General features: G+C 75.2%; 14 protein-coding genes and 1 pseudogene. 12 read left to right on the forward strand and 3 right to left on the reverse strand.

Annotation, left to right across the window (positions count from 1 at the left end):
• The first annotated feature begins 14 nt into the window (after window positions 1–14).
• From ACZ5XZ_RS15380 to ACZ5XZ_RS15395, 4 genes and pseudogenes are all read left to right on the forward strand, one after another.
• Window positions 15–752: an acetoacetate decarboxylase gene (locus ACZ5XZ_RS15380; RefSeq protein WP_468977994.1), complete on the forward strand. Its 738-nt coding sequence runs from the start codon at window positions 15–17 to the stop codon at window positions 750–752.
• A gap of 120 nt (window positions 753–872) precedes the next feature.
• Window positions 873–1,835, forward strand: a complete 963-nt coding sequence (locus ACZ5XZ_RS15385; protein ID WP_468977996.1) for a 3-hydroxyacyl-CoA dehydrogenase NAD-binding domain-containing protein — start codon at window positions 873–875, stop codon at window positions 1,833–1,835.
• The gene (locus ACZ5XZ_RS15390) at window positions 1,832–3,013 is read left to right on the forward strand and encodes an acyl-CoA dehydrogenase family protein (protein ID WP_468977997.1); all 1,182 of its coding nucleotides are present in this window, start codon (window positions 1,832–1,834) and stop codon (window positions 3,011–3,013) included. The genes ACZ5XZ_RS15385 and ACZ5XZ_RS15390 overlap by 4 nt, the downstream gene beginning before the upstream one ends.
• 12 nt (window positions 3,014–3,025) lie before the next feature.
• Window positions 3,026–3,157 (forward strand): annotated as a pseudogene (locus tag ACZ5XZ_RS15395) (VOC family protein); the annotation flags it as partial.
• 11 nt (window positions 3,158–3,168) lie between these two features.
• On the opposite strand, the gene ACZ5XZ_RS15400 reads toward ACZ5XZ_RS15395, so the two are convergent.
• Window positions 3,169–3,951, reverse strand: a complete 783-nt coding sequence (locus ACZ5XZ_RS15400; RefSeq protein WP_468977998.1) for a DeoR/GlpR family DNA-binding transcription regulator — start codon at window positions 3,949–3,951, stop codon at window positions 3,169–3,171.
• A gap of 237 nt (window positions 3,952–4,188) precedes the next feature.
• On the opposite strand from ACZ5XZ_RS15400, the gene ACZ5XZ_RS15405 reads away from it, so the two are divergent.
• From ACZ5XZ_RS15405 to ACZ5XZ_RS15425, 5 genes are read left to right on the forward strand one after another with little or no spacing between them, the layout of a single operon-like run.
• Window positions 4,189–5,487 (forward strand): MFS transporter, encoded by a 1,299-nt coding sequence (locus tag ACZ5XZ_RS15405; protein ID WP_468978000.1) that lies wholly within the window; start codon window positions 4,189–4,191, stop codon window positions 5,485–5,487.
• 13 nt (window positions 5,488–5,500) lie between these two features.
• Entirely contained in the window at window positions 5,501–7,072 is a 1,572-nt protein-coding gene (locus tag ACZ5XZ_RS15410) for an FGGY family carbohydrate kinase (RefSeq protein WP_468978001.1), read from the forward strand.
• Window positions 7,065–8,576 (forward strand): FGGY-family carbohydrate kinase, encoded by a 1,512-nt coding sequence (locus ACZ5XZ_RS15415; protein ID WP_468978003.1) that lies wholly within the window; start codon window positions 7,065–7,067, stop codon window positions 8,574–8,576. Before ACZ5XZ_RS15410 ends, ACZ5XZ_RS15415 begins: the two co-directional genes overlap by 8 nt.
• Window positions 8,573–9,199, forward strand: a complete 627-nt coding sequence (locus ACZ5XZ_RS15420; protein ID WP_468978004.1) for a histidine phosphatase family protein — start codon at window positions 8,573–8,575, stop codon at window positions 9,197–9,199. Before ACZ5XZ_RS15415 ends, ACZ5XZ_RS15420 begins: the two co-directional genes overlap by 4 nt.
• Window positions 9,200–9,251: 52 nt before the next feature.
• A complete protein-coding gene (locus tag ACZ5XZ_RS15425; RefSeq protein WP_468978006.1) occupies window positions 9,252–10,295 on the forward strand; it encodes a 2-hydroxyacid dehydrogenase in 1,044 nt (347 codons plus the stop codon).
• A 4-nt stretch (window positions 10,296–10,299) separates the two neighbouring features.
• On the opposite strand, the gene ACZ5XZ_RS15430 is transcribed toward ACZ5XZ_RS15425, so the two are convergent.
• A complete protein-coding gene (locus tag ACZ5XZ_RS15430; RefSeq protein WP_468978007.1) occupies window positions 10,300–11,163 on the reverse strand; it encodes a hypothetical protein in 864 nt (287 codons plus the stop codon).
• A gap of 102 nt (window positions 11,164–11,265) precedes the next feature.
• Window positions 11,266–12,159: a LysR family transcriptional regulator gene (locus tag ACZ5XZ_RS15435; protein ID WP_468978009.1), complete on the reverse strand. Its 894-nt coding sequence runs from the start codon at window positions 12,157–12,159 to the stop codon at window positions 11,266–11,268.
• Window positions 12,160–12,554: 395 nt separating this feature from the next.
• Here ACZ5XZ_RS15435 and ACZ5XZ_RS15440 point away from each other — a divergent pair, with 395 nt between their 5' ends.
• The 3 genes from ACZ5XZ_RS15440 to ACZ5XZ_RS15450 are packed head-to-tail and all read left to right on the forward strand — an operon-like array spanning window position 12,555 to window position 24,376.
• The gene (locus ACZ5XZ_RS15440; RefSeq protein WP_468978012.1) at window positions 12,555–19,523 is read left to right on the forward strand and encodes an SDR family NAD(P)-dependent oxidoreductase; all 6,969 of its coding nucleotides are present in this window, start codon (window positions 12,555–12,557) and stop codon (window positions 19,521–19,523) included.
• The gene (locus ACZ5XZ_RS15445; protein WP_468978013.1) at window positions 19,516–24,069 is read left to right on the forward strand and encodes a beta-ketoacyl synthase N-terminal-like domain-containing protein; all 4,554 of its coding nucleotides are present in this window, start codon (window positions 19,516–19,518) and stop codon (window positions 24,067–24,069) included. The genes ACZ5XZ_RS15440 and ACZ5XZ_RS15445 overlap by 8 nt, the downstream gene beginning before the upstream one ends.
• Window positions 24,059–24,376, forward strand: a complete 318-nt coding sequence (locus ACZ5XZ_RS15450) for a phosphopantetheine-binding protein (RefSeq protein WP_468978015.1) — start codon at window positions 24,059–24,061, stop codon at window positions 24,374–24,376. The genes ACZ5XZ_RS15445 and ACZ5XZ_RS15450 overlap by 11 nt, the downstream gene beginning before the upstream one ends.
• Window positions 24,377–24,382 lie beyond the last annotated feature (6 nt).

The raw sequence follows: 24,382 nt of genomic DNA on the forward strand, positions 1-24,382 counted from the left end.
AGAGGCCATCCGCCATGCGGCAGCACGACATCGTCCACCACCTCGCCACGCCCCTGATGAACCCGGCGTATCCGCCCGTCGTCCCGCGCTTCACCGATCGCGAGTACCTCAACATCGTCTACCGCACCGACCACGACGCACTGCGCGCAGTGGTGCCCGAGCCGCTGGAGATCGATGAGCCGCTGGTCCGCTTCGAGGTGATGCGGATGGGCGACGTCACCGGGTACGGGCCGTACACCGAAGCCGGCCAGGCGATCCCGGTCCGCCACGAAGGCGAGCGCGGCGAGTATCTGCACGCCATGTACCTGGACAACTTCCCGGCCACCGCGTCCGGACGGGAGGCCAGCGCCTATCCGAAGGTCGCCGGATCGCCCGCCCTGTATGTGGACCACGGTGCGCTCGTCGGCGTCCTGGACTACGGCACCGTCCGGGTGGCGACCGCGACGATGGGCTACAAGCACCACGAACTGGACCCCGAAGAGGCGGCCGCGCAGATCACCGTGCCGACCTTCATGCTCAAGCTGGTGCCGGGGTACGACGGCACCGCGCAGGTGGCCCAGCTCGTCCGCACCGAGATCAGCGACGTGGTGGTGAAGGGCGCCTGGAGCGGGCCCGCCCGGCTGCAGCTGTTCGCGCACGTCCTCGCTCCGCTGGCCGATCTGCCGGTGCGCGAGATCGTCTCGGCCAGCCACGTCCTGACCGACCTCACCCTGGCTCCGGTCCGGCCCGTACACGACTACCTCGCGCGCTGACCCCGCACAGCCGAGACCGGCACCGACATCGCCATCACGCACCGAAGTCGCGGCGAAGGCACCGGACATGGCAAGAACCACACCGAAGTCGCAGTGAACGCACCGAAAGAAGCATCCCTCATGAGCAAGCCACCCACCACCGCGGCGGTGATCGGAGCCGGGACCATCGGGCTCTCCTGGACCGCCCTGTTCGCCGCCCACGGCCTGGCGGTACGGGTCAGCGACCCGCGCCCCGACCTGGCCGAAGCCGTGGACACCGCGCTGGCACAGGCCGCCGTGCAACTGGCCCGGCAGGGCCTCGACGTCCGGGGCCTCGCCGACCGGGTCCAGCTGGCCGACGGCGTCACCGACGCGGTGCGCCACGCCGACGTCGTCCAGGAGAACGGCCCCGAGAACCCCGCCTTCAAGCGTGAACTCTTCGCCACCCTGGTCCGCGAAGCCCCCTCGCACGCACTCCTGCTCAGCTCCTCGTCCGCCATCCCGTCGAGCGCCTTCACCGATGGGCTCGACGACGCCGGCCGGATCCTGATCGGCCATCCGTTCAACCCGCCGCACCTCGTGCCGCTGGTGGAGGTGGTGCCCGGCGCGCGCACCTCCGAGGACGCCGTGGCCCGGGCGGTCGCCTTCTACCGCTCGGTCGGCCGGGTCCCGGTCGTGGAGCGCAAGGAACTCCCCGGCTTCGTCGGCAACCGGCTGCAGAACGCGCTCAGCCGCGAGGCGATCCACCTGGTGGAGCAGGGCGTGGTCACCCCGTCCGAGCTCGACACGATCATGGTGAACTCGCTCGGTCTGCGCTGGTCGACGGTGGGCCCCTTCCTCGGCGCCCACCTGGGCGGCGGCCCCGGCGGCTACCGGCACATGGCCGAGCACATCGGCCCCTCGATGCGACAGATGTGGGACTCCCTCGGCCGCCCCGAGCAGAGCCCCGCCCAGACCGAACGGCTCATCGCGGCCGTCGAGGACGCCTACGGCTCGCGCCCGTACGGCGAACTCGCCCAGGAGCGCGACGACAAGCAGCTCGCCGTCCTCGCCGCCCTGAACACCGACACCCCCACCGCACCGAACGAGGAGACCCGGTCATGACCGACCAGCTCACCGCCGACTTCTACGGCTACCAGGACCTGCTGCCCGACAACGAGCGCGAACTGCTGCTCCGGGCCCGCGACTTCATGCGCAACGAGGTCAAGCAGCTGGTCAACGACGCCTGGGCGAAGGGCGAGTTCCCCCGCGAACTGATCGACAGGTTCCGGGGACTCGGGCTCGCCGGCGTCGCCTACGAGGGCTACGGCGATCCGCTGCCCGCCGGCAGCCATCTGCTGGTCGGGATGCTCACGATGGAGTACACCCGCACCGACGCCTCGTCCGCGACCTTCTTCGGCGTCCACAACGGACTGGCCATGTACAGCATCTACCGCGGTGGCGACGAGGAGCAGCGGCGCCGCTGGCTGCCCGCGATGGCCGCCCTGGACAAGATCGGCGCCTTCGCCATGACCGAGCCGCTCGGCGGCTCCGATGTGGCGGGCGGGATGCGCACCACCGCGCGGCGCGAGGGCGACCACTGGGTCCTCAACGGCGCCAAGCGGTGGATCGGCAACGGCACCTTCGCCGACCTGGTCGTCGTCTGGGCCCGCGACGAGGCCGACGACAACGTCAAGGGCTTCGTGGTGGAGAAGGGCACGCCCGGCTTCTCGGCCACCAAGATCGAGAACAAGACCGCCTTCCGCATCGTCGAGAACGCGGACATCACCCTCACCGACGTCCGCGTCCCGGAGGCCGACCGGCTCCAGCGGGTCGACTCCTTCCGGGACGTCGCGGAGATCCTGCGGGCCACCCGCGGCGGCGTCGCCTGGCAGGCCCTCGGCGTGATGATCGGCGCCTATGAACTCGCGCTCGACTACGCGCGCGAGCGCCGGCAGTTCGGCCGGCCGATCGCCCGCTTCCAGATGGTGCAGGACCTCCTCGTCAAGAGCCTGGGAAACATCACCGCCTCCTGGGGCATGCTCGTCCAGCTGGCCCGCCTCCAGGACGCCGGCGTCTTCCGCGACGAACACTCCTCGCTGGCCAAGGCATTCGTCACCAGCCGGATGCGCGAGGTCGTGGCCTGGAGCCGGGAGATATTCGGCGGCAACGGCATCGTGCTCGACTACGACGTCGCCCGCTTCTTCGCCGACGCCGAGGCCATCTACTCCTTCGAGGGCACCCGCGAGATGAACACCCTCATCGTGGGCAAGGCGATCACGGGGCAGAGCGCCTTCGTCTGAGGGCCGATGACGGCGCTCGCGGCCGGCGGCCGCCTGGTGAACGACGCCGACGCGCCGTCGAACTGGGTGCTGGCCGACCCCGAGGGGAACGAGGCGTGTGTCGGCGTGGCCGGCTGGACCGGACCGGAGCCCGGCCGCCCATAAGCGCCTTGGCGTCACGGCCTGGCCGGCACCACCATCACCTCGGTGCCGGCCGCCCGTACGCCGCGGACCTGCTCGGCCGGCAGGCCGTCGTCGACGATCAGCAGCTCGAAGTCGGTCAGCGGGGCGAGCGCGTACAGGCCGCCCTTGGTGAACTTGGTGTGGTCCGCGACCAGGATGCGGCGCCCCGCGCTCTCCATCATGGCCCGCTTGACCTGCACGGTCTCCGGCGAGGTGTGGTAGCAGCGGCCGTTGGTGACGGCCGTGGTGGACATGAACAGCACATCGGCGCGAAACGCCCGTACGGCGTCCGCGGTGTGCGGGCCCATGAACGCGTCATACGCCGGGAAGTACACCCCGCCCAGCGTGATCAGCGAGATACCGGGCTCCTTGGCGAGCGTGGTGATGGCCGGCAGGGAGTTGGTGATCACGGTCAGCGGGGTGTGCTCGGCGGCCTGGTGGGCCAGCAGCAGACAGGTCGTGCTGTCGTCCAGCAGCACGGTCTGCCCGGAGACCAGCAGCGTCGCGGCGGCCCGCGCCAGCTGCTGCTTGGTCTGCGCCATGGTGGCCATCCGCTCCGCGACGCTGCCGTGGAACTGCGCCGAGGGCAGCCCGGTCGCCCCACCGCGCACCTTGCGCAGCCAGCCCTGGGCCTGAAGGGCGTCCAGATCGCGGTGCGCGGTCATCAGGCTGATGTCGAACTCCTCGGCGAGGTCCGCGGTGCGCACGAATCCGCGGGAGATGACGGTCTCGCGCATACGGCGGCGCCGCTCCTCCTGGGCCTCGACCCGGTCCATCGCGCTGCTCTCCCCTCGGCTCCGCGTGAATTCGCCGCGTTATGTTCGCACGGATTTAACACTGCACCCGCCGCGGCAGCGGTGTCCACATGCGGTTCCGGTACGACGCAACACGGCTGGTCGCGGCCCCGATGCGAAGATTCCACGGGCCATTGACGCCCGATTCTGCGCGGCTGTTCCATCGCTCCGTCCACCCCCCTTGCCCCCCTGCCCCGCCGCCGCAGAAAGGGAGATTCGATGACGAACTCTCCGCCGCGTTCGCTGATCACCCGCCTGGGCATTCCGCCGACCCTCGCCTGGGGATACCTCGGACTCCTCCTGTTCATGATCGGAGACGGGGTCGAGTCCGGCTACCTCTCGCCGTACCTCATCGACCAGCACCTCTCCGAGTCCCGGGTCGCGCTGCTCTTCACCGTCTACGGGATCGCCGCCGGCATCGCCGCCTGGCTGTCCGGAGTGCTGTCCGACCTGTGGGGCCCGCGCCGCGTGATGTGGGCCGGGCTGGGCATCTGGGGCGTCTTCCAGGTCCTGTTCCTGACCGCCGCGATCCCCCTGACCAGCTATCCGCTGATGATGGCCAGCTACGGACTGCGGGGCCTGGGCTATCCGCTGTTCGCCTACGGCTTCCTGGTCTGGATCGCCGGCGTGGCACCGCGGGCCCGGCTCGGCACGGCCATGGGCTGGTTCTGGTTCGCCTTCACCGGCGGGCTGCCCACCCTGGGCTCGCTGGTCGCCAGTGGGCTGATCCCGCAGATCGGCGCCTACGCCACGCTGTGGGCCGCGCTGGTGCTGGTGGCCGCGGGCGGGCTGATCGCCCTGCTGCTGGTGCGCGACGACCACGGCGGCAAGCGGCCGCGCGGTGCGGGCGAGGGGCCGGTGGCCACGCTGGTCGGCAGCGTCACGATCCTGTGGCGCAACCCCCGGGTCGGGGTCGGCTCGGTCGTCCGGGTCATCAACACCGCCTCGCAGTTCGGCTTCTTCGTGATCATGCCGATCCACTTCACCAAGACGGTCGGCTTCACCCTCACCGAGTGGCTGCATCTGCTCAGCGCGATGTTCGCCACCAACATCTTCGCCAACCTGCTGTTCGGCGTGCTCGGCGACCGCTTCGGCTGGCGCCGCACCATCGCCTGGTTCGGCGGCGCCGGCTGCACGGTCAGCACCCTGCTGCTCTTCTACGTCCCGCACGCCGCCGGCGCGAACTTCCCGCTCGCCCTCCTGGTCGCCGCGTTCTACGGCGCTACGCTGGCAGGTTATGTACCGCTTTCGGCGCTGGTGCCCACTTTGGAGCCCAAGCACCAGGGGCAGGCACTGGCCGCGCTCAACCTGGGCGCGGGAGCCAGCACCTTCGTCGGCCCCGCCGTCGTCGCGGCCTTCGTCGGGACGCTCGGCGTCGAAGGGGTGGTCTGGATCTTCGCCGGGATGTACGCGGTGAGCACCGTACTCGCCCACTTCCTGACGCTGCCGCAGCCTGGCGCCAAGGACACGGCCGGCGCCGCGGACACCGCGCCCGCCGCCGCCTCGGCGCCGGCGTGAAAGGACCCCACTGATGTCCGTACTCACCATCGACGTGGGCACCACGGTGATCAAGTCCGTGGTCTTCGACGACCAGGGCACCGAGATCGCCGTCGCCCGCCGGGCCACCGAGGTCCTGCGCCCGCACCCCGGCTGGGCGGAACAGGACATGGACGCCGTCTGGGACGCCGTCGTCCACACCGTCCGCACAGTGCTGGACGGCCTGAGCGACCCGGTCTGGCTGGTGTCCTTCACCGCCCAGGGCGACGGCGCCTGGCTCGTCGACGACCGCGGCCGCCCCACCGGACCCGCCATCCTGTGGTCCGACGGCCGCGCCGGGGAGCAGCTCGGCGCCTGGCAGCAGGGCGGCGTCCTGGAGGCGGCCTTCCGCCGCAACGGCTCGCTGACCTGCGCCGGGATGCCCAACGCCCTCTTCAGCTGGCTCGCCGCCCACGACCCCGACCGGCTGGCCCGCTCCGCCACCTCACTGACCGCCGCCGGCTGGCTCTTCCTGCGCTTCACCGGCGTCCGCGCCACCGACGAGTCCGACGCCTCGGCCCCGTTCCTCGACCACGCCACCGGCGCATACGACCCCTACATCCTCGACCTGTTCGGCCTCGGCGCATACGAACGGCTGCTGCCCACCGTCCTGGGGGAGTCGCAGCGGATCGCCGAGATCACCACCGCCGCCGCGGCCGAACTGGGGCTGCCCGCCGGGCTCCCGGTCGTGATGGCGCCCTACGACATCGCCTCCACCGCCCGCGGCGTCGGCGTCGTCAACCCCGGCCAGGCCTGCAGCATCCTCGGCACCACACTGTGCACCGAGATCGTCCGTACGGAGATCGACACCAGCGGCGAGCCGTCCGGCATCCACATCGCCTACCGCGGCCGCGAGCGGGTGCTGCGCGCCTTCCCCACCCTCAACGGCGCCGAGGTGCTCGGCTGGGCGGCGCGGCTGCTGCATCTGCCGGGCCCGCCGGAGCTGGCGCAGCTGGCCTTCGAGTCCGAGCCCGGCGCCCGGGGGCTGATGTTCCTGCCCTACCTCTCCCCGGCCGGCGAGCGCGCCCCGTTCCTCGACCCGGGGGCCCGCGGCTCCTTCTGGGGCCTGTCCCTGGAGCACCGGCCCGCCGACCTGGCGCGCGCCGTCTTCGACGGGCTCTCACTGGTGCTGCGCGACTCACTGGCCGCCGCCCGCACGGACGTCGGCGAGCTGCGGCTGTGCGGCGGCGGCGCCAACAGCGACGCCTGGTGCGCGCTGATCGCCGATGCGACGGGCGTGCCCACCGCGCGCTCCTCGGACACCGAACTCGGCGCCAAGGGCGCCTTCCTCACCGGCCTGGTCCGCACCGGCGCCGAGACCAGCATGCACAGCGCCGCCGCCAAGTACGTCCGGATGCAGCGGAGCTGGGAGCCGGAGCCGCAGCGCGCGGAGTTCTACGCCGCGCTGTACGAGGACTTCCTCGGCTGGCGCGGCCTCGCCCGGGAGGCGGGCTGGCGCGGCCGGGCGACCTGGCGCGGCGGCCCGGCAGCGCCCGGCCGCCCGGCCGAAGCCACCGGCCACCCCGTCGACACCACCGGCACCGCCCCTGGAGGCACCCTTGTCTGACCCGCACCACCCCGGCGGCCCGCCCGAGCCCCTCGACGGCATCTGGCTCGGCCTCGACCTGGGTACCCAGAGCGCACGCTGCGTCGCCGTCGACGGCACCGGGCAGGTCCTGGCCACCGCCGCCCGCCCGCTGACCAGCCGACGCCAGGGCAACCGCCACGAGCAGGACCCCGAGGAGTGGTGGCGCGCACTGGCCGCCGCCTGCCGGGAGGCCCTGGCGGGCATCGACACCCGGCGGATCCGCGGGCTGGCCCTCGACGGCACCTCCGGCACGATCCTGCTCGCCGACGCCCGGGGCACCCCGCTCACCCCGGGCCTGATGTACGACGACGGGCGCGCCGCCGAGCACGCCGGGGCCGTCAACGCGGCCGGCGCGGCGGTCTGGCAGGAGCTGGGCTACCGCAGCATGCAGCCGTCCTGGGCGCTGCCCAAGCTCGTCGCACTGCTGGCGAGCGCCCCCGGGCTGCGGACCGGGACCCGGCTGCTGCACCAGGTCGACCTGGTCACCTGGCGGCTGACGGGCAGCCAGGTGCCGAGCGACGCCAGCCACGCCCTCAAGACCGGCTACCACCTCGTCGAGGAGCGCTGGCCGCAGGAGGTGATGGCCGAACTCGGCGTCCCCGAAGGGACGCTGCCCGACGTGGTCCGCCCCGGAAGCGTGCTCGGCACCGTATGCGCCGCGGCCGCCGCGGCCACCGGCATCCCCGAGGGCACCACCGTCGTCGCCGGGATGACCGACGGCTGCGCCGCGCAGATCGGCGCCGGAGCCCTCGCCCCGGGCGCCTGGAACTCGGTGCTCGGCACCACCCTGGTCCTCAAGGGCACCAGCCCGCACCTGGTCCGCGACCCGGCGGGCATCGTCTACTGCCACCGCGGACCCGGCGGGACCTGGCTCCCGGGCGGCGCCTCCAGCAGCGGCGCCGGAGTCCTCTCCCGGCACTTCCACGGCGCGGACCTGGACGCACTCACCGCGCAGGCCGCGGCCCTGGACCCGGACGCGGTCGGCTACCCGCTGGTCTCCACCGGAGGCGAACGCTTCCCCTTCCGCGCACCCGACGCCGAACCCTTCGTCCTGGGGGAAGCGCCCACCCGCGCCGCCGAGTTCCACGCCTGGCTCCTCGGCGTCGCCTGCCTCGAACGGCTCTGCTTCGACTACCTCGACCACCTCGGCGCGCCCATCGACGGGCCGCTCACCCTCACCGGCGGCGGCGCCCGCAACGCCTACTGGTGCCGGCTGCGCGCCGATGTCCTGGGCCGCCCCGTGCGCCTGCCGCAGCAGGCCGAGGGCGCCCTCGGCATGGCCGTCCTCGCCGCCACCTCCTCGGGAGCGGGCCTTGAACAGGCGGCCGCCGCCATGGTCCGCATCGACCGGGAGATCGCCCCGAGACCCGCCCGCACCGCCCGCTACACCCCCGTCCACCTCCGCTTCGTGGACGAACTCACCCGCCGCGGCTGGCTCGGCCAGGACGTGGCCGACCACGCCCGCAGGAGGGCAGCGCAGTGACCGACTTCATCCTCGTACGCCACGGCGAGACCGTCTGGCATGCGGAGAACCGCTACGCCGGCCGCACCGACGTGCCCCTGACCGACCACGGCCGCGCACAGGCCACCGCCCTGGCCACCTGGGCCGCCACCGCCCGGCTCACCGCCGTCTGGAGCTCCCCGCTCTCCCGGGCCCGGCTCACCGCCGCACCCGCCGCCGAGGCCTGCGGGCTGACCCCACGCATCGACGAACGGCTCTACGAGGTCGACTTCGGCCGGGGCGAGGGCCTGACCAGGGACGAGATGAGCCGACGCTTCCCGGAGCGGCTGGCGGCCTTCCTCACCGACCCCGTCGAGCACCACCTGCCCGACGGCGAGCACCCCCGCCACGCCGCCGAGCGCGCCGCCGACTGCCTCGCCGACATCGCCCGCGAACAACCCGACGGCCGGGTCCTGGTGGTCGCGCACTCCACCCTCGTGCGGGTCCTGCTCTGCCATCTGCTGGGCATCCCGCTCGCCGACTACCGCCGGGTCCTCCCCCGGCTGGACAACGGCGCCCTCACCGAGATCCGCGTCGACCAGGGGCGGACCGCGCTGCTGAGCTTCAACGCGCCGGCCCTCACCCAGGCCCCCGCGCTCCACTGACCGCCCGTACGCGCCCACCCGGCCCCGTACCGCCCTTCAGGAGAAGGAACCCATGAGCACCACCGTCCTCGTCGCCGGCAACCACTTCATCCGCCCGAGCCTGTTCACCGAGGCCGTACGCGCGGCCGCCGGGGACACACCGCTGGACGTCCGCGAGATCCGGTTCGACTGGCCGCACACCCCCTTCGGCCCGGTCGCCGAGGTCATCGAGGCCTCCGGAAGCGAGGACGAGATGATCGAGGCCCTCCAGGGAGCCGAGATCTGCGTCACCGAGCACGGTCCGCTCACCGAGCGGATCCTCGCCGACTGCCCCGACCTGAAGCTGTTCTGCACCAGCCGCGGCGGTCCGGTCAACGCCAACCTCGAAGCCGCCACCCGCCACGGCGTCGCCGTCTGCTACGCCCCCGGCCGCAACGCCACCGCCACCGCCGAGCACACCCTGACCCTGATGCTGGCCGCGGCCCGCGGCGTCGGCGACACCCACACCGACCTGCGCCGCGGCGTGTGGCGCGGCGACTACTACGACTACGACAACTGCGGCATCGAGATCGACGGCGCCACCGTCGGCCTGATCGGCTTCGGCGCCATCGGCAGCCGGGTCGCCAAGGTGCTCGCCGCCATGGGCGCCCAGGTCCTCGTCCACGACCCGTACGTGCGCCCCGAGGCCCTGGCCGGTATCGCCGAGCAGGTCCCGCTCGGCGAACTGCTCGGCCGCTCCCGCATCGTCTCGCTGCACGCCCGGGTCACCGAGGAGACCAAGGGCATGATCGGCCGCGCGCAGATCGCCGCGATGCCCCGCGGCTCGATCCTGGTCAACTGCGCCCGCGGCGCGCTGCTGGACTACGACGCGGCCTGCGACGCCCTGGACTCCGGACACCTGGCCGGCGCCGGCTTCGACGTCTTCCCCGAGGAGCCGCTGCCCGCCGGCTCCCGCCTGCTGACCACCCCCGGCGCGGTGCTCACCCCGCACATCGCCGGCGGCAGCCAGCAGGTCGCCCACAAGGCCGCGCGGATCGTCGCCGAGGAGGTGGGCCGCCATCTGCGCGGCGAGCCGCTGCTGCACTGCGCCAACCCCGAGGTGCTGAAGGGGAACTGACGGTTCAGCAGCCGGGCGTCGCCTCGGGCGGCAGCGGTACCCGCCAGATCTGGCGGTCGTTCTCCGAGCCCACGAGCAGGGTCGTGCAGTCGGCGTAGGCCACCGCCTCGCCCTGCCGCTGGGCGGGCAGCGCCACCTCGGCGAGCCGGTTGCCGTCCGGGCCTTGGACATAGCCGGTGTTCGGGCCGAACGGTCCGCCGCTGCGCACCACATACGACCGGCCGCTCGGGGAGTACGCGCCGTCGGTCGCCCAGGACGGGCCGTCGCGCAGCGGGGTGAGGGTGTTGACCCGGCCCGGCAGCGGCGGCAGCGGCGCCTTGTAGAGCCGGCCCTTGGCGCCCAGCACCTTGCTGGCCACATACAGCTGACGGGACGTCGGGTCGATCAGCAGCGACTCCGCGTCGTGTCTGCCGTCGGCGTAGGCGAAGCGGAAGGTGGCCGGTGACACCGTCGCGTCCGCCAGCGTGTCGGGCTCGGCGAAGCGGTGCACCGAGATCTCGGCGCGGCCGGCGAAGTTGTCGCCGATGTCGCCGACATGGATCGAGGGAAGCCCGTTGTCGTCGGGGCCGACGGCCAGCGCCTCCCAGTCGGTGTTGGCCGTACCGCCCAGTGTGAAGGTGGCCCTGAGCCGCCCTGTCGCGCCGGAGCAGTCGACGGCGAACACCTGAGGGGTGTTGCCGCTGTCGTTGACCGCGTAGAGGACACCGGGGTGCTTGACGCTCACGCCCAGACCGCTGAGCTCCTGCAGCCCGGCGGGGAGTGTGCAGGCGCGCTGGGGCGCGGCGGTGGCCTGGGGGTGCGCGACGAGCGGGGCGGCGAGCGCGGCGGTCGCGAGGAGCACGGAGGGGAGCTGGGAGAGGGGGGACATGGGTTCAAGGTGGCGGCGGGCGGTCACGACGCCAAGGCCGCCCGGCCACCCGTTGGGCATGGGAGCGATAACGGGCCGGTATGGCGTGCGGCGGCCGGTCCCTCAGCGCGACGGTTCGCGGACCGGGGCGGTGCGCTGGGCCTGTGCGAGGAAGGAGCGGGCCGGCCGGCTCAACGGGCTCCGGGCGTGCACGATGCCGACCGGGCGCAGCAGTGCGGGGCGGAACGAACGGACCTCGGCGCGCGAGCCGAAGGTGCGTGACGCCATGTCGCGGTACCAGACCAGCGAGCCGTGCCCGCCGAGCACACTCGCCACCCACGCCAGCCGCTCGTCCACCTCCAGCGCCGCCACCGGGCGCACACCCAGCCGGCTGAACATCGACTCCAGCTCGGTCCGCCTGCCGGTGCCCCGGGTCGGCAGCACCATCGGCAGTCCGTCCAGCCGCCGGAGCGGAAGCGGGTCGGGCAGCCCGGAGCCGGCCGGCGAGACCAGCACCACCTCGCGCTCCTGGAGATGGTGCGAGGACAGCTGCTGGTCCACCGGAAGGTCCACCAGGCCGAGTTCCGCCGAGCCGCCGGTCACGCACTCGACCAGCGCCTCGCGGCTGCTGCGCTGGATCAGCTGGACGTCCACCCCCGGGTGGCGCGCGGTGAAGGCCGGCAGCAGTTCGGCCGCGAGATCGATCGCCAGGGTCGGGGTGGCGACGACACACAGCTTCTCCCGGGCACCCCCGCCGTGCGCCGCGCCGATGTCCTCGATCGCGTCCACGGCGGCCAGCACCGTACGGGCCAGGCGCACCACCCGGGCCCCTTCGCACGTCAACTCCACGCCACGGCCCTTGCGGGTCACCAGCGCCACGTCCAGGTCGCGTTCCAGGGCCTGGACGGCGCGAGAGAGCGCGGGCTGGGCCACATAGACGGCGGCGGCCGCGGCGGTGATGGACCGGCAGTCCGCGACCGCGACCAGATAACGCAGTTGCTGGAGGGTGAGGGCCATGCGCGGACCGTAGCCGGGTCGGGGTGAACCCGTAAGACGCAGCGGGCATCGGAGCGATGGCGCGGCGATGTCCGCCGGGGGACGGGGCAAGACCCGCTCGGCACCGAACCATGCCGGGCGGGCATGGGACGGGGCGGCGCGGACCGGCGCGTCGGTATGCGGATACGGGGCGGCGCGCGGCGCACAAGCGCAGGTCGGGACCGGGGGAGCGGGCCGAAGCGGGGCGCCCGGCCACCGCAGTGGTGACCTTGGCGGAATCAACCACCGCCTGACGCAAGGTCGTTGACAGTGCAAGGGGGTGGGCCCACGATGCATCGGCATCAGCGGGATACCGCTGGTTACCGCAGGTGGCAGTGGTCAGCGTGTCCGTCCCCCACGCAGCACAAGGAGCGCCCGTGGTCTCCCGCCCCCCTCACTCCGGCACCTCCCCCCGTCCGAGATCCGCGCGGCCGGCCGCGACCGGCCGCGACCTCGTCGTCGCGCTCTCGCCCTTCGAGCAGCCGGACGAACGGATCGTCGCGGCCGCCGAACGCGCCGGCGCGCTCGGCCTGCTGGACCTCGGCCGCCACGCCGGCCCGGCGCGCACCGCCCTCGCCGGGCTCGCCCGCCGGCTGCGGCGGCCGCACGGCGTACGCGTACCGGTGGGCTGCCCGCTGACCCCCGGCGATCTGCCGGCCGCGGTCGACACCGTGCTGCTCGCCGACCCGGGGCAGTTCACCGCCACCGCGCGGCATGGGGCCGCGGGCCGCCACGACTGGTCCGACGGCGGCCGGCGCCGGGTATGGGCCGAGGTCACCAGCCCCCAGGAGGCCGCGGCCGCCAGCGCCGCCGGCGCCGAAGCGCTGGTCGTCCGCGGCCATGAGTCCGGCGGCCGGGTCGGTGAACTCACCACCTGCGTACTGCTGCAGCGCGTCCTCGCCGACCCGGGCACCACCGTCCCCGTCCTCGCGGCCGGCGGCATCGGCCCGCACACCGCCGCCGCGGCCGTCGCCGGCGGCGCGGCCGGTGTGCTGCTCGACACCCAGCTCGCGCTGACCACCGAGGGCGAACAGCGGCTGCCCCGCGCGCTGGCCGCCGCCCTGCGGGCCATGGACGGCAGCGAGCCCGCCCTCGTCGACGGCCACCGCGTCCTGACCCGCCCGGATCTGCGCACCGACCCGCTCCCCGTCGGCCAGGACGGCGCGTTCGCCGCCCGGCTCGCCGCGCGGCACCGCACCACCGGCGGCATCCTTGCGGCCGTACGGTCCGCCCTGACCGGTCACCTCGCCACGGCCGCCCGCATCCGGCCGCTCGCGCCCCGCCCCGCCGCCCGCCATCTCCCGGTGGCCCAAGGGCCGATGACCCGGGTCAGCGACGAGGCCGGGTTCGCCGCCGCGGTGGCCGCCGAGGGCGGGCTGCCCTTTCTCGCCCTCGCGGTCATGGACGGCGAGCAGGTGCGCCGGCTGCTGGCCGAGACCGCCGAGCGGCTGGGGGAGCGCCCGTGGGGCGTGGGCCTGCTCGGCTTCGCACCGCCCGAACTGCGCCGCGCCCAGCTCGCCGCGGTCGCCGAGTTCGCCCCCGCCTACGCCCTCATCGCCGGCGGCCGGCCCGCCCAGTCCGCGCCGCTCGAAGCCGCCGGGACCCGGACCTACCTGCACGTCCCCTCGCCCGGCCTGCTGGAGCGCTACCTGGCCGAAGGCGCCCGCAGATTCGTCTTCGAGGGGCAGGAGTGCGGTGGCCACACCGGCCCCCGGGCCAGCTTCCCACTGTGGGAGGAGCAGATCGAGCGGCTGCTGGCCCACGACCGGGAGCACCGCGGCACCGCCGAGGAGTTCGATGTGCTCTTCGCGGGCGGCATCCACGACGCCCGCTCCGCCGCCATGGCCGCGGCCGCCGCCGCCCCGCTCGCCGAGCGCGGCGCCCGGATCGGTGTCCTGATGGGCACCGCCTACCTCTTCACCGAGGAGGCCGTGGCCACCGGCGCCGTCCAACCGGCTTTCCAGGACACCGCGCTGGCCTGCGAGCGGACCGTACTGCTGCGGACCGCGCCCGGGCACGCCACGCGCTGCGCCGAGACCGCCTACGCCGCGGAGTTCGCCGCGGCCGAGCAGCGGCTCGCGGCGGACGGCGTGGACCCGCGGACCCGGTGGGAGGAGCTTGAGCGGCGCAACCTCGGGCGGCTGCGGATCGCGAGCAAGGGCCTGCGCCACACCGACGGCGGTCCGCCGGCACCGGTGGGGGAGCCGGACCAGCTGCGCGAGGGCCTGTACATGCTGGGCCAGGCCGCCACCGCCCGCGGCGCCACCACCTCCCTCGCCGCGCTGCACACCGACGTCACCGAAGGGGCGAGCGCACTGCTCGACGCCCGGGCGAAGCAGCTTCGGCCACCCGCCGGGCACCAGGACCGGCAGGCGGCGCCGCTGGACATCGCCATCGTCGGCATGGCCTGCTGCTATCCGGGCGCGCCCGACACCGCCCGCTACTGGTCGAACGTCGTCGCCGGCGTCGACTCCGTCACCGAGGTGCCCGCCGAGCGCTGGGACGCCGCCACCTACCACGACCCGGACCCCGCGCGGGCGGGCGAGCGCACCCCCTCGCGGTGGGGCGGATTCCTGCCTCCCATCCCCTTCGACGCCCTGGCCCACGGCATCCCGCCGGCCTCCCTCACCGGCATCGAACCCGTGCAGCTGCTCGCCCTGGACGCGTCCGCCAAGGCCCTGGCGGACGCCGGATACGCCGACCGCGACTTCGACCGCGCCCGCACCGGCGTCGTCTTCGGCGCCGAGGCCGGCACCGAACTGGCCGGCGCCTACGGCCTGCGCGCACTGCACCCCGCCTACCTGGGCGACCTGCCGCCCGCCCTGGACGCCGAACTGCCCCGGCTGACCGAGGACTCCTTCCCCGGAGTGCTCGCCAACGTCATCGCCGGGCGGATCGCGAGCCGCCTGGACCTGGGCGGCGCCAACTGCACCGTGGACGCCGCCTGCGCCTCGTCGCTCGCCGCGCTGGACCTGGCCTGCCGCCAACTGCGCGACCGGGACGCCGACATGGTCCTGTGCGGCGGCGCCGACGTGCACAACGGCATCAACGACTACCTGATGTTCGCGTCCGTGCGCGCCCTGTCGCCCACCGGCCGGTGCCGCCCCTTCGACGCGGCCGCCGACGGCATCGCGCTCGGCGAGGGCGTCGGCGCGCTGGTCCTCAAACGCGTCGAGGACGCCGAGCGGGACGGCGACCGGATCTACGCGGTGGTCAAGGCCGTCGGCAGCGCGAGCGACGGGCGGTCGCTCGGCCTGACCGCGCCACGGCCCGAGGGACAGCGCCGCGCCCTGGAACGCGCCTACCGCCGCGCCGGCATCAGCCCGGCCCAGGTGGGCCTCCTCGAAGCGCACGGCACCGGCACCGTCGTCGGTGACGCCACCGAACTCGCCGTCCTCACCGACCTGTTCCAGGCCGCGGGGGCCGCACCGGGCAGCTGCACACTGGGCTCGGTCAAGTCGCAGATCGGACACACCAAATGCGCGGCCGGGCTGGCCGGACTCATCAAGACCGCACGCGCCGTGCACGCCGGGGTGCGGCCACCGACCCTGCATCTGACCCGGCCGGGGGCCGACACCGGGCCGTTCCGCTTCGAGGCCGGCGGCGCCCGGCCCTGGACGGCCCCCGTCGAACGCCGCGTCGCCGGGGTCAGCGCCTTCGGCTTCGGCGGCACCAACTACCACGCGGTGCTCGCCGGTTATCCGGGCGCCGACGAGCCCGCCCACACCCTGCAGGAGTGGCCCGCCGAGCTGTTCTGCTTCCGCGGGGCCGACCGCGCCGCCGCCATGGCGGCCATCGACCGACTCGCCGCGCGCCTGGCGGACAACGACGCGGCCGGGCGGCCCTGGCCGCTGCGCGATCTGGCCGCCGCGACCGCCGCGACCGCGGCCGACGCGCCCCTACAGGTCTGTGTCGTCGCCGAGGACCTCGACCAGCTCGCCGCCCGGCTGGACGCGGCGCGGCGCTACGCGGCCACCGACGGCGTCCACCCGCGCCAGGAGGACGCCGACCCCGGCCTGGTCGCCTTCCTCTTCCCCGGCCAGGGCAGTCAGCGCACCGGGATGCTGGGCGAACTGTTCGTCGCCTTCCCCGCGCTGCGCGGCCTCCTGGACGACGCCGACCCGGACTGCGTCGCGGCCATGTTCCCGCCCACCGCCTTCACCGCCGAGCAGCGAAGGGCCCAGTCCGCCGCCCTGACCGACACCCGCGTCGCCCAGCCGGCCCTGGGCCTCGCCTCCGTCGCCGCGCACCGGCTGCTCACCACGCTCGGGGTGCGCCCGGACTGCGCGGCGGGCCACTCCTTCGGCGAGCTGACCGCGCTGTGGGCGGCCGGCGCCTACGACACCGAGGCGCTGCTCAGGCTCAGCGACCGCCGTGCCGCGGCGATCGTCCGGGCCGCCGGGGACGACCCCGGGGCGATGGCCGCCGTGGCCGCCGCTCCCGCCCGCGTACGGGAGCTGACCCGCGGCACGCCCGGAGTCGTGGTCGCCAACCACAACGCGCCCGAACAGAGCGTGATCTCCGGACCCGCCGACGCCGTGGAGCAGGCCGTGGCGGCGCTGTGTGCGGCCGGCGCCGAGGCGCGGCGCATCCAGGTCGCCTGCGCCTTCCACAGCCCCCGGCTGGAGCCGGCGGGCGCGGAGCTGGCCGAGGAGCTGCGCGCCACGCGGCTGTCGGGGCCCGCGTTCCCCGTCTGGTCGGGCGCCACCGCCCGCCCCTACGGCCGCGAGACCTCCGCGCTCCGCGACACCCTGGCCGGGCAGGTCGCCGCGCCGGTGCGCTTCGTGGACCAGATCGAGGACATGTACGCCGCCGGGGTGCGCACCTTCGTGGAGGCCGGGCCCGGCCGGGTGCTCACCGGTCTCGTCGGCCGCATCCTGGGCGAACGCCCACACACCGCCGTGGCGTTGGACGTGCCCGGTGAGCCCGGCCTGGCCCGGCTGCCGTATGTGCTGGCCCGGCTCGCCGCCGCGGGCGTCCCCGTCGACCCGGAGGCGCTGTTCCGCGGGCGCACCCGCGCACTGCCCGAGGAGGCGCCGCGCCGCCCCGGGTGGCTGGTGGACGGGCACCTGGTGCGCACCGCCGACGGCGCCTGCCTGCCGGGCGGGCTGCGTCCGGCGCGGCGGGTGGCGGCGGCACCGGACGACGGCCCCGCCGCCCCGGGGGAAGCGGCGCGGCAGGACGCGGTCCTGGAGTATCTGCGCGGTGCGCGCGAGCTGGTGGTGGCGCAACGGGACGTGGTGCTGCGGTACTTGGGCGAGACGGCGCCCGCGGCCCCGCGGACCGCACCCGCGGCCCCGCGGACCGCACCCGCGGCCCCGTGGACCGCGCCCGCGTCGGAGCGGCCGCTCCCGCCGTACGGTGGGGCCGACCTGGCCGGGACCGACCCGGCCGGAGCCGACACCGGGGCCGAGACCGGAGCCGCCACCCGGGCCGAGCCCGCCCCGGACCCCCGGCCGGCGCGCCTGACCCCCGACCAACTCCTCGACGCGGTACGCGAGATCATCCACACCCGCACCGGCTACCCCCGGGAGATGCTCGACGCCGGACTCGACCTGGAGGCCGACCTCTCGGTGGACTCCATCAAGCGGGTGGAGATCATCGGGGCGCTGGCCGACCGGATCGGGCTGCCGCAGGACGCGGACGGGGCCGTGGAGTCGGTGGTGGAGGAGCTGTCCCGGGTCAAGACCATCAGCGGCATCGTCGAACGGATCGCCGCCGCCACCCCTGAACCCGCGCCGGATCCGCCCACGACCCCCGAACCGGCGCCGGGGCCGTCCGCGACCCCCGAACCCGTACCGGGCCCGCCCGCCGTCCCCGCGCCCGCCGCCGGCCCGGCAGCCGGGCGGCCCCCCACCCGCCACCTCGTCGGCATCGCCCCGCTGGGCCCACCCGCGGGCCGCCCGCCCGCCGAGATGGTGGCGGGCGCCGAATTCGCCGTGGTGGAGGACGGACAGGGCGTGGCGCTCGCGCTCACCGCCCTGCTGGAGAGCCATGGGGCCCGGGTGCGTACGGTCCCCGCCGAGCGGCTGGCCCAGATCACCGCGCACGGGGTGGTCGACCTCAGCGCGCTGCGGGCGGGCCGCACCGCCGTACTGCCGGGACAGTACGCGGGGTTGCGCACCGCCCTGACCGGCGGCGCCCGCTGGCTGCTGCTCGCCACCGCGGCCGGCGGCACGTTCGGGCAGGACGACGCCGCCCATGCCCCCGACCCTTCCCCAAGCTCTCAACTCCGTTCGAGCAGGGGAGACCCCTGTCCGGGCGCCGGACTGCGCGGCTTCGCCCGTACCGCCGCGCTCGAATACCCCGACGCCCTGATCCGCGCCGTGGACATCGACCCCAAGGACCGCCCGGAACGCATCGCCGCCCACCTGATGGACGAACTCTGCGCCCCCGGGGAGCCGGTCGTCGTCGGCCGTACCAACGGCACCCGCACCACCCTGCGCACCGTGCGCACCCCGCTGCCGGAGGCCCGCACCGCCGCGGACCGCACACCGCTGGGCCCCGGCTCCGTGGTGCTGCTGACCGGCGGCGCCCGCGGCATCACCGCCCGTACGGCCCTCGCGCTGGCCCGCACCCACGGCTGCCACATCGAACTCCTGGGACGTACGCCCCGATCCGAGGCCCCCGAGGACCCGGCCCTCGCCCACGCCCCCGACCGCATCACCCTGCGCGCCGCGCTGATCTCCCAAGGGCTGCGCAGACCCGCCGAGATCGAGGCGGCGGCCACCGAGATCCTCGCCCGGCGCGAGATCACCGCGACGCTCGCCGCACTGGAACCGCACGCCGCCTCCGTGCGCTACCACGCCGCCGACGTCACCGACGCCGCGGCGGTGCGCGCCGTGGCGCGAGACATCCGGGACCGGCACGGCCGCCTCGACGGGATCGTGCACGGCGCGGGCACGCTGGAGGACAGGCTGCTGCGGGACAAGGACCCGGACTCCTTCGCCCGGGTCTTCGCCACCAAGGTCGACGGCGCCCGCCATCTGCTCGCCGCCGCCGGCGACGACACCGGCTTCCTCGTCCTCTTCGGCAGCGTCGCCGGGGTCTTCGGCAACCGGGGCCAGGCCGACTACGCCGCCGCCAACGACGCCCTGGACACCCTCGCGCGCGCCTGGTCGGCCCGAACGGCGCACCGTGTGCTCGCCGTCGACTGGGGCCCGTGGGCGGCCACCGGCGGCGGCATGGTCACCCCGGAGCTGGCCCGCGCCTACGCGCGCCGCGGCATCCCGCTGCTGGACCCCGACGCCGCGGTCGCCGCCCTCCTGGACGAACTGGCCCATGGCACAGCGCCCCAGGTCGTACTGGCGGCGGAGGCGGCCGGCGAGGCGGCGGGCGATGAGTGAGCGCAACGGGCACCGGGCCGGCCCCCGGCCCACGGACGCCGCGATCGTCGGGATGGGGGCGATCTTCCCCGGCGCCGACGACCTCGCCGCGTACTGGCGCAACCTGGTGGCCGGCACGGACTGCGTCACCGACGTGCCGCCCGGCCGCTGGGACCCGGAGGTCTACTACGACCCGGCGGGCGCCGAAGGCCCCGCCCGCAGCGACCGCTTCTACTGCCGGCGCGGCGGCTTCCTGGCCGGGCCGACCGCCTTCGACCCGACCCGCTTCGGCATCATGCCCGCCGCCGTCGCCGGCGCCGAGCCCGACCAGTTGCTCGCCCTGCGTGCCATCGCCGCCGCCGTCGCCGACGCGGGCGGCCAGGGCCGGCTGCCCGCCGACCGCTCCCGGATCGGCGTGATCCTCGGCCGCGGCGGCTTCATGGGAGCGGCCACCGCCCGGCTCGACCAGCGCGTCCGCACCGCCCACCAGCTCGCCGCCACCCTGCGCGAACTCGCCCCGGAACTGGGCGAGTCGAGAATCCGGGCGGTCCGGGAGGCCTTCCAGGAGAGCCTGGGTCCCGAACAGCCGGAGGCCTCCATCGGCCTGGTGCCCAGCTTCACCGCCGCCCGGACCGCCAACCGGCTGGACTTCCGGGGCCCCGCCTACACCCTCGACGCGGCCTGCGCCTCCTCGCTGCTGGCCGTGGAGCAGGCCGCCGGACTGCTGGCCGCCGGCCGCTGCGACCTGATGGTCGCCGGCGCCGTACACCACTGCCACAGCGCGACCCTGTGGAGCGTCTTCACCCAGCTGCGGGCCCTCAGCCCCACCCAGCGCATCCGCCCCTTCGACCGGCGGGCCGACGGCACCCTGCTGTCCGAGGGCACCGGTGTCGTCCTCCTCAAACGGCTGGCCGACGCCGAGCGCGACGGCGACCGGGTCTACGCGGTTGTCCGGGCCGTGGGAGTGGCCGGCGACGGACGCACCGCGAGCCTGATGAGCCCTCAGGTGGACGGCCAGGTGGCCGCGTTGACGCAGGCCTGGCGCGAGGCCGGGCTCGACCCGCAGGACCCGGCGGCGCTCGGGCTGCTGGAGGCGCACGGCACCGGAACACCGGTCGGTGACGCGGCGGAACTCGACACCCTGGCCCGGGTGTTCGGGCCCGCCGGAAGGGGGCGTACGCCGGTCGGCCTGGGATCGGTGAAGTCGATGCTGGGCCACACCATGCAGGCCGCCGGCATCGCCGGGCTGATCAAGGCCGCCCTCGCCGTGCACCACCGGACCCTGCCGCCCACCCTGCACCTGGACGAGCCGCACGAGGGCCTGGCCCCCACCCGCATGCGCCCGGTCACCGAGGCCGAACCCTGGGACGCCGGGTCGCGGCACCCCCTGCGGGCCGGCGTCAACGCCTTCGGGTTCGGCGGGATCAACGCCCACGCGGTCCTCGAAGAGGCGCCGGGACACCGGAGCCCCGCCGCCCCGCCGCCCGCACCGCCCAGCACCCCGCCGCACAGGGCGGCGCTGCGCGTCGCGGAACCGGAACGCACCGTTCTGCTCGCCGCACGCACCCCGGAAGAACTGGCACACGCCCTGCGTGAGGCCGACAGCGGTCCACGTGACAGGGACAGTGGCGCACGGGACGAGGACAGCGGCGCGCCGACCCCGCCCCGCCACGCCCCCTGCCGCCTCGCCCTGATCGACCCCACCCCCCAGCGCCGCGCCCTGGCCGCCCGGGTCCTGGCGCGGACACTGCCCTGGCGCGGCCGCGGCGACATCTGGTTCACCCCCAGCCCGTACTTCGGGCCGTACGGCCAGGAGCCGGGGGCGCGGCTGGCCCTGCTCTTCCCGGGACTGGAGGCGGAGCCGCCGCCCCGCGTCGACGACGCCGCCGACCAGCTGGGGCTGCCCCGCCCACGGCGAAGTGGCGGCGACGGCCTGGTCGAACGGGCCGTCGACAGCGTCGCCGTCGGCCGGCTGCTCGCCCGCGCGCTGGCCGAACTGGGCATCGCCCCCGACCTGCTGACCGGACACAGCCTCGGCGAATGGACCGCCATGGTCTGCGCCGGCATGTATCCGGCGCAGGCCGTGGACACCTTCCTCGACTCGCTGCGGCCGACCTCCCTCGCCGTACCCGACCTGGTCTACGCGGCCCTGGGCTGCGGTGCGCGGCAGGCCGCCGCGGCGCTGGAGGGCCTGGCGCGGGTCGCGGTCAGCCATGACAACTGCCCGCACCAGTCGGTGATCTGCGGGGACGGGCCGCAGCTGGCCGAGGCCGTACGCCGGCTCGCCGCCCAGGGCGTACGGGCCCAGGAGATGCCCTTCCGCTCCGGCTTCCACACGCCGATGTGGGCGCCCTACCTCGACCAGGCCCGCGCCGCCTTCGACGCCCTGCCGCTGCGGGACCCACGGCTGCCCGTGTGGTCGGCGACCACCGCCGCCCCCTTCCCGCACGACGCCTCCGCCGTGCGCCGCCTGGTGCTGCGGCACCTGCTGGAACCGGTCCGCTTCCAGGAACTGACCAGACGGCTGTACGACACCGGCGTCCGCGTCTTCGTCCAGGCCGGAGCCGGCAGCCTCACCGGCTTCGTGGCCGACACCCTGCACGACCGGGACCACCTCGCCGTGGCGGCCGCCGACCCCCGCCACACTGCAAGGGCGCAACTGCGCCGCCTGGCCGCCGCGCTGTGGACCGAGGGGCTCAGCCCCCGCTGGGACCGGCTCGCGCCGCGGGCGGGCGCGGCCGGTGCGGTCCGGCTGGACCTCGGCACCCCGCTCGTCCGCCTCGGCGACGCGGCGCCGCGCACCCCGCTCCACCCGCCCGCCGACACGCCGTCCCCACCACCGCCCCTACCACCGTCGTCCCTACCACCGTCGTCCCCACCACCGTCGTCCCCCGCCGCGGACCCCGTCCGGCGCGCCCTGGACGACGTCCTGGCCGAAACGGCCGCCGCGACCCGCGCGCTGGCCGCCGCGGCCGCCCCGGCGGCGTCGCCCCGCCCCGGCCCCCGCCGCAGCGTCCGCCGCCTCTCCCTCGACACCCTCCCCTACGTCCGCGACCACTGCGTCTACCTCCAGCCCGACGACTGGCCCGAGCCCGCCGACCGCTTCCCCGTGGTCCCCATGACCACCCTGCTGGAGCTGGCCGCCGAAGCGGCCCGCGACGCCGACCCCGGGCACACCGTCACCGGTTACTCCGACGTACGGGCGCTGCGCTGGCTGCCCGTCGCCCCACCCGTCGACCTGACGGTCACCGCCACCCCCGCCGGGCCCGGCCGTATCCGGGTGGACCTCGGCGAGTACGCCGCCGTCACCGTCCACCTCGCCGCACACCACCCGCCCCCGCCGGCCCCCGACCCCGCGCCGCTGACGTCCGGCGGCCCCGCGCCGGTCAGCGCCCAGGCCCTCTACCGCGACCGGTGGATGTTCCACGGCCCGGCGTTCGCCGGGGTCCACGAGGTCACCACGCTCGCCGCCGACGGCATCCGCGGAACGCTGCGCGCACTGCCCGCGCCGGGCGCCCTCCTGGACGCCGCCGGGCAGCTCCTCGGCCACTGGATGCAGCTGAAACTGAGCGGCGACCGGCTCGTCTTCCCCGCGACTCTAGAGCGGGTACGGCTCCACGGGCCGCCGCCCCGCGAGGGCGCGCTGCTGACGGCCACCGCCCGGATCCGCGAGGTGGGGCCCGGTTCGGTGCGCGGCGACGTCGAGCTGTGCGGCGCCGACGGCCGGGTGTGGGCGCACCTGGAGGGCTGGACGTACCGGCGCTTCGCCGCCGACGAGCGGGTCTGGCCGATGAAGTTCACACCGGAGGTCTGCGGCATCGGCGAACCCCGGCCGGGCGGCTGGACCCTGGCCCGGCGCCGCTGGCCGGACCCGGCGTCGCAGGAGCTGGTCATGCGCCGCTATCTGGGCGCCGCCGAACGCGCACGCTATGACCGCTGCGCGCCCCGGGACCGCGCGGCATGGCTGCTGGGCCGGATCGCGGCCAAGGACGCGGTGCGCGAGCTGCTGTGGGAAGCGGGAGCCGGGCCCGTCTTCCCGGTCGAGATCCCCCTCGTCGAGGACGGTGGCGGCCGGCCCCGCCCGGAGGGCCCGCTCGCCGACGGCATCCGGCTCGCCGTCGCCTGCCGGGAGCGGTTCGCGGTCGCCCTCGCCCGCCGGTCGGGCCCCGCCGGAATCGCCGTCGAAACCGTCACCGACGATCCGCGGGACCTGCGACGGCTCGCCCTCACCCCGGCCGAACACCGCCTGGCCGACGCCCTCCTCGCCCGCGAGGCGCCGCCCGGCGGGGACCGCGCCCACTGGCTCACCGCGCTGTGGTGCGCCAAGCGGGCGGCGGCCCGGGCGACGCGCGGCGGCACCGGGGTCCGGGCGGAGGAGTGGGCCGTCACCTCCGCACCGGGCGGCGCGCTCCTGCTGGCCGCACCCGACGGCCGGGACCACCTCGTCCACCTCGACTCCGTCCACGACCGGTCCGCGCGCCATGTCGTCGCCTGGACCGGCCCGCGTCCCGAGGACCCTGCGGGCACCGACACCCTCACCCCCACGGAGGCCACCCATGCCAGCTGACGCCCACCCCGAGCGCATCCGTCCGATCCTGGACGAGATCACCGACATGCTGGTGCGCGTCGCCGGCGAGGAACTCCTCGTCGTCGGGCCGATCACCGCCGCGACCACCTTCAACGACGATCTGGCGCTGGAGAGCATCGAGTTCGTCGCCCTGGCCGAACTGCTGCAGCAGCGCTACGGCACGGGGGTGGACCTCCTCGGCCTGCTCGCCGAGAAGGACATCGAACAGATCCTGGCCATGACGGTCGGCGAACTCGCCGTCCACATCGACCGGGTCACCACCGCCGACCGGGCCTGCGCGGGCTGAGCGCGC

Source organism: Streptomyces sp. NPDC033270 (assembly GCF_055576575.1).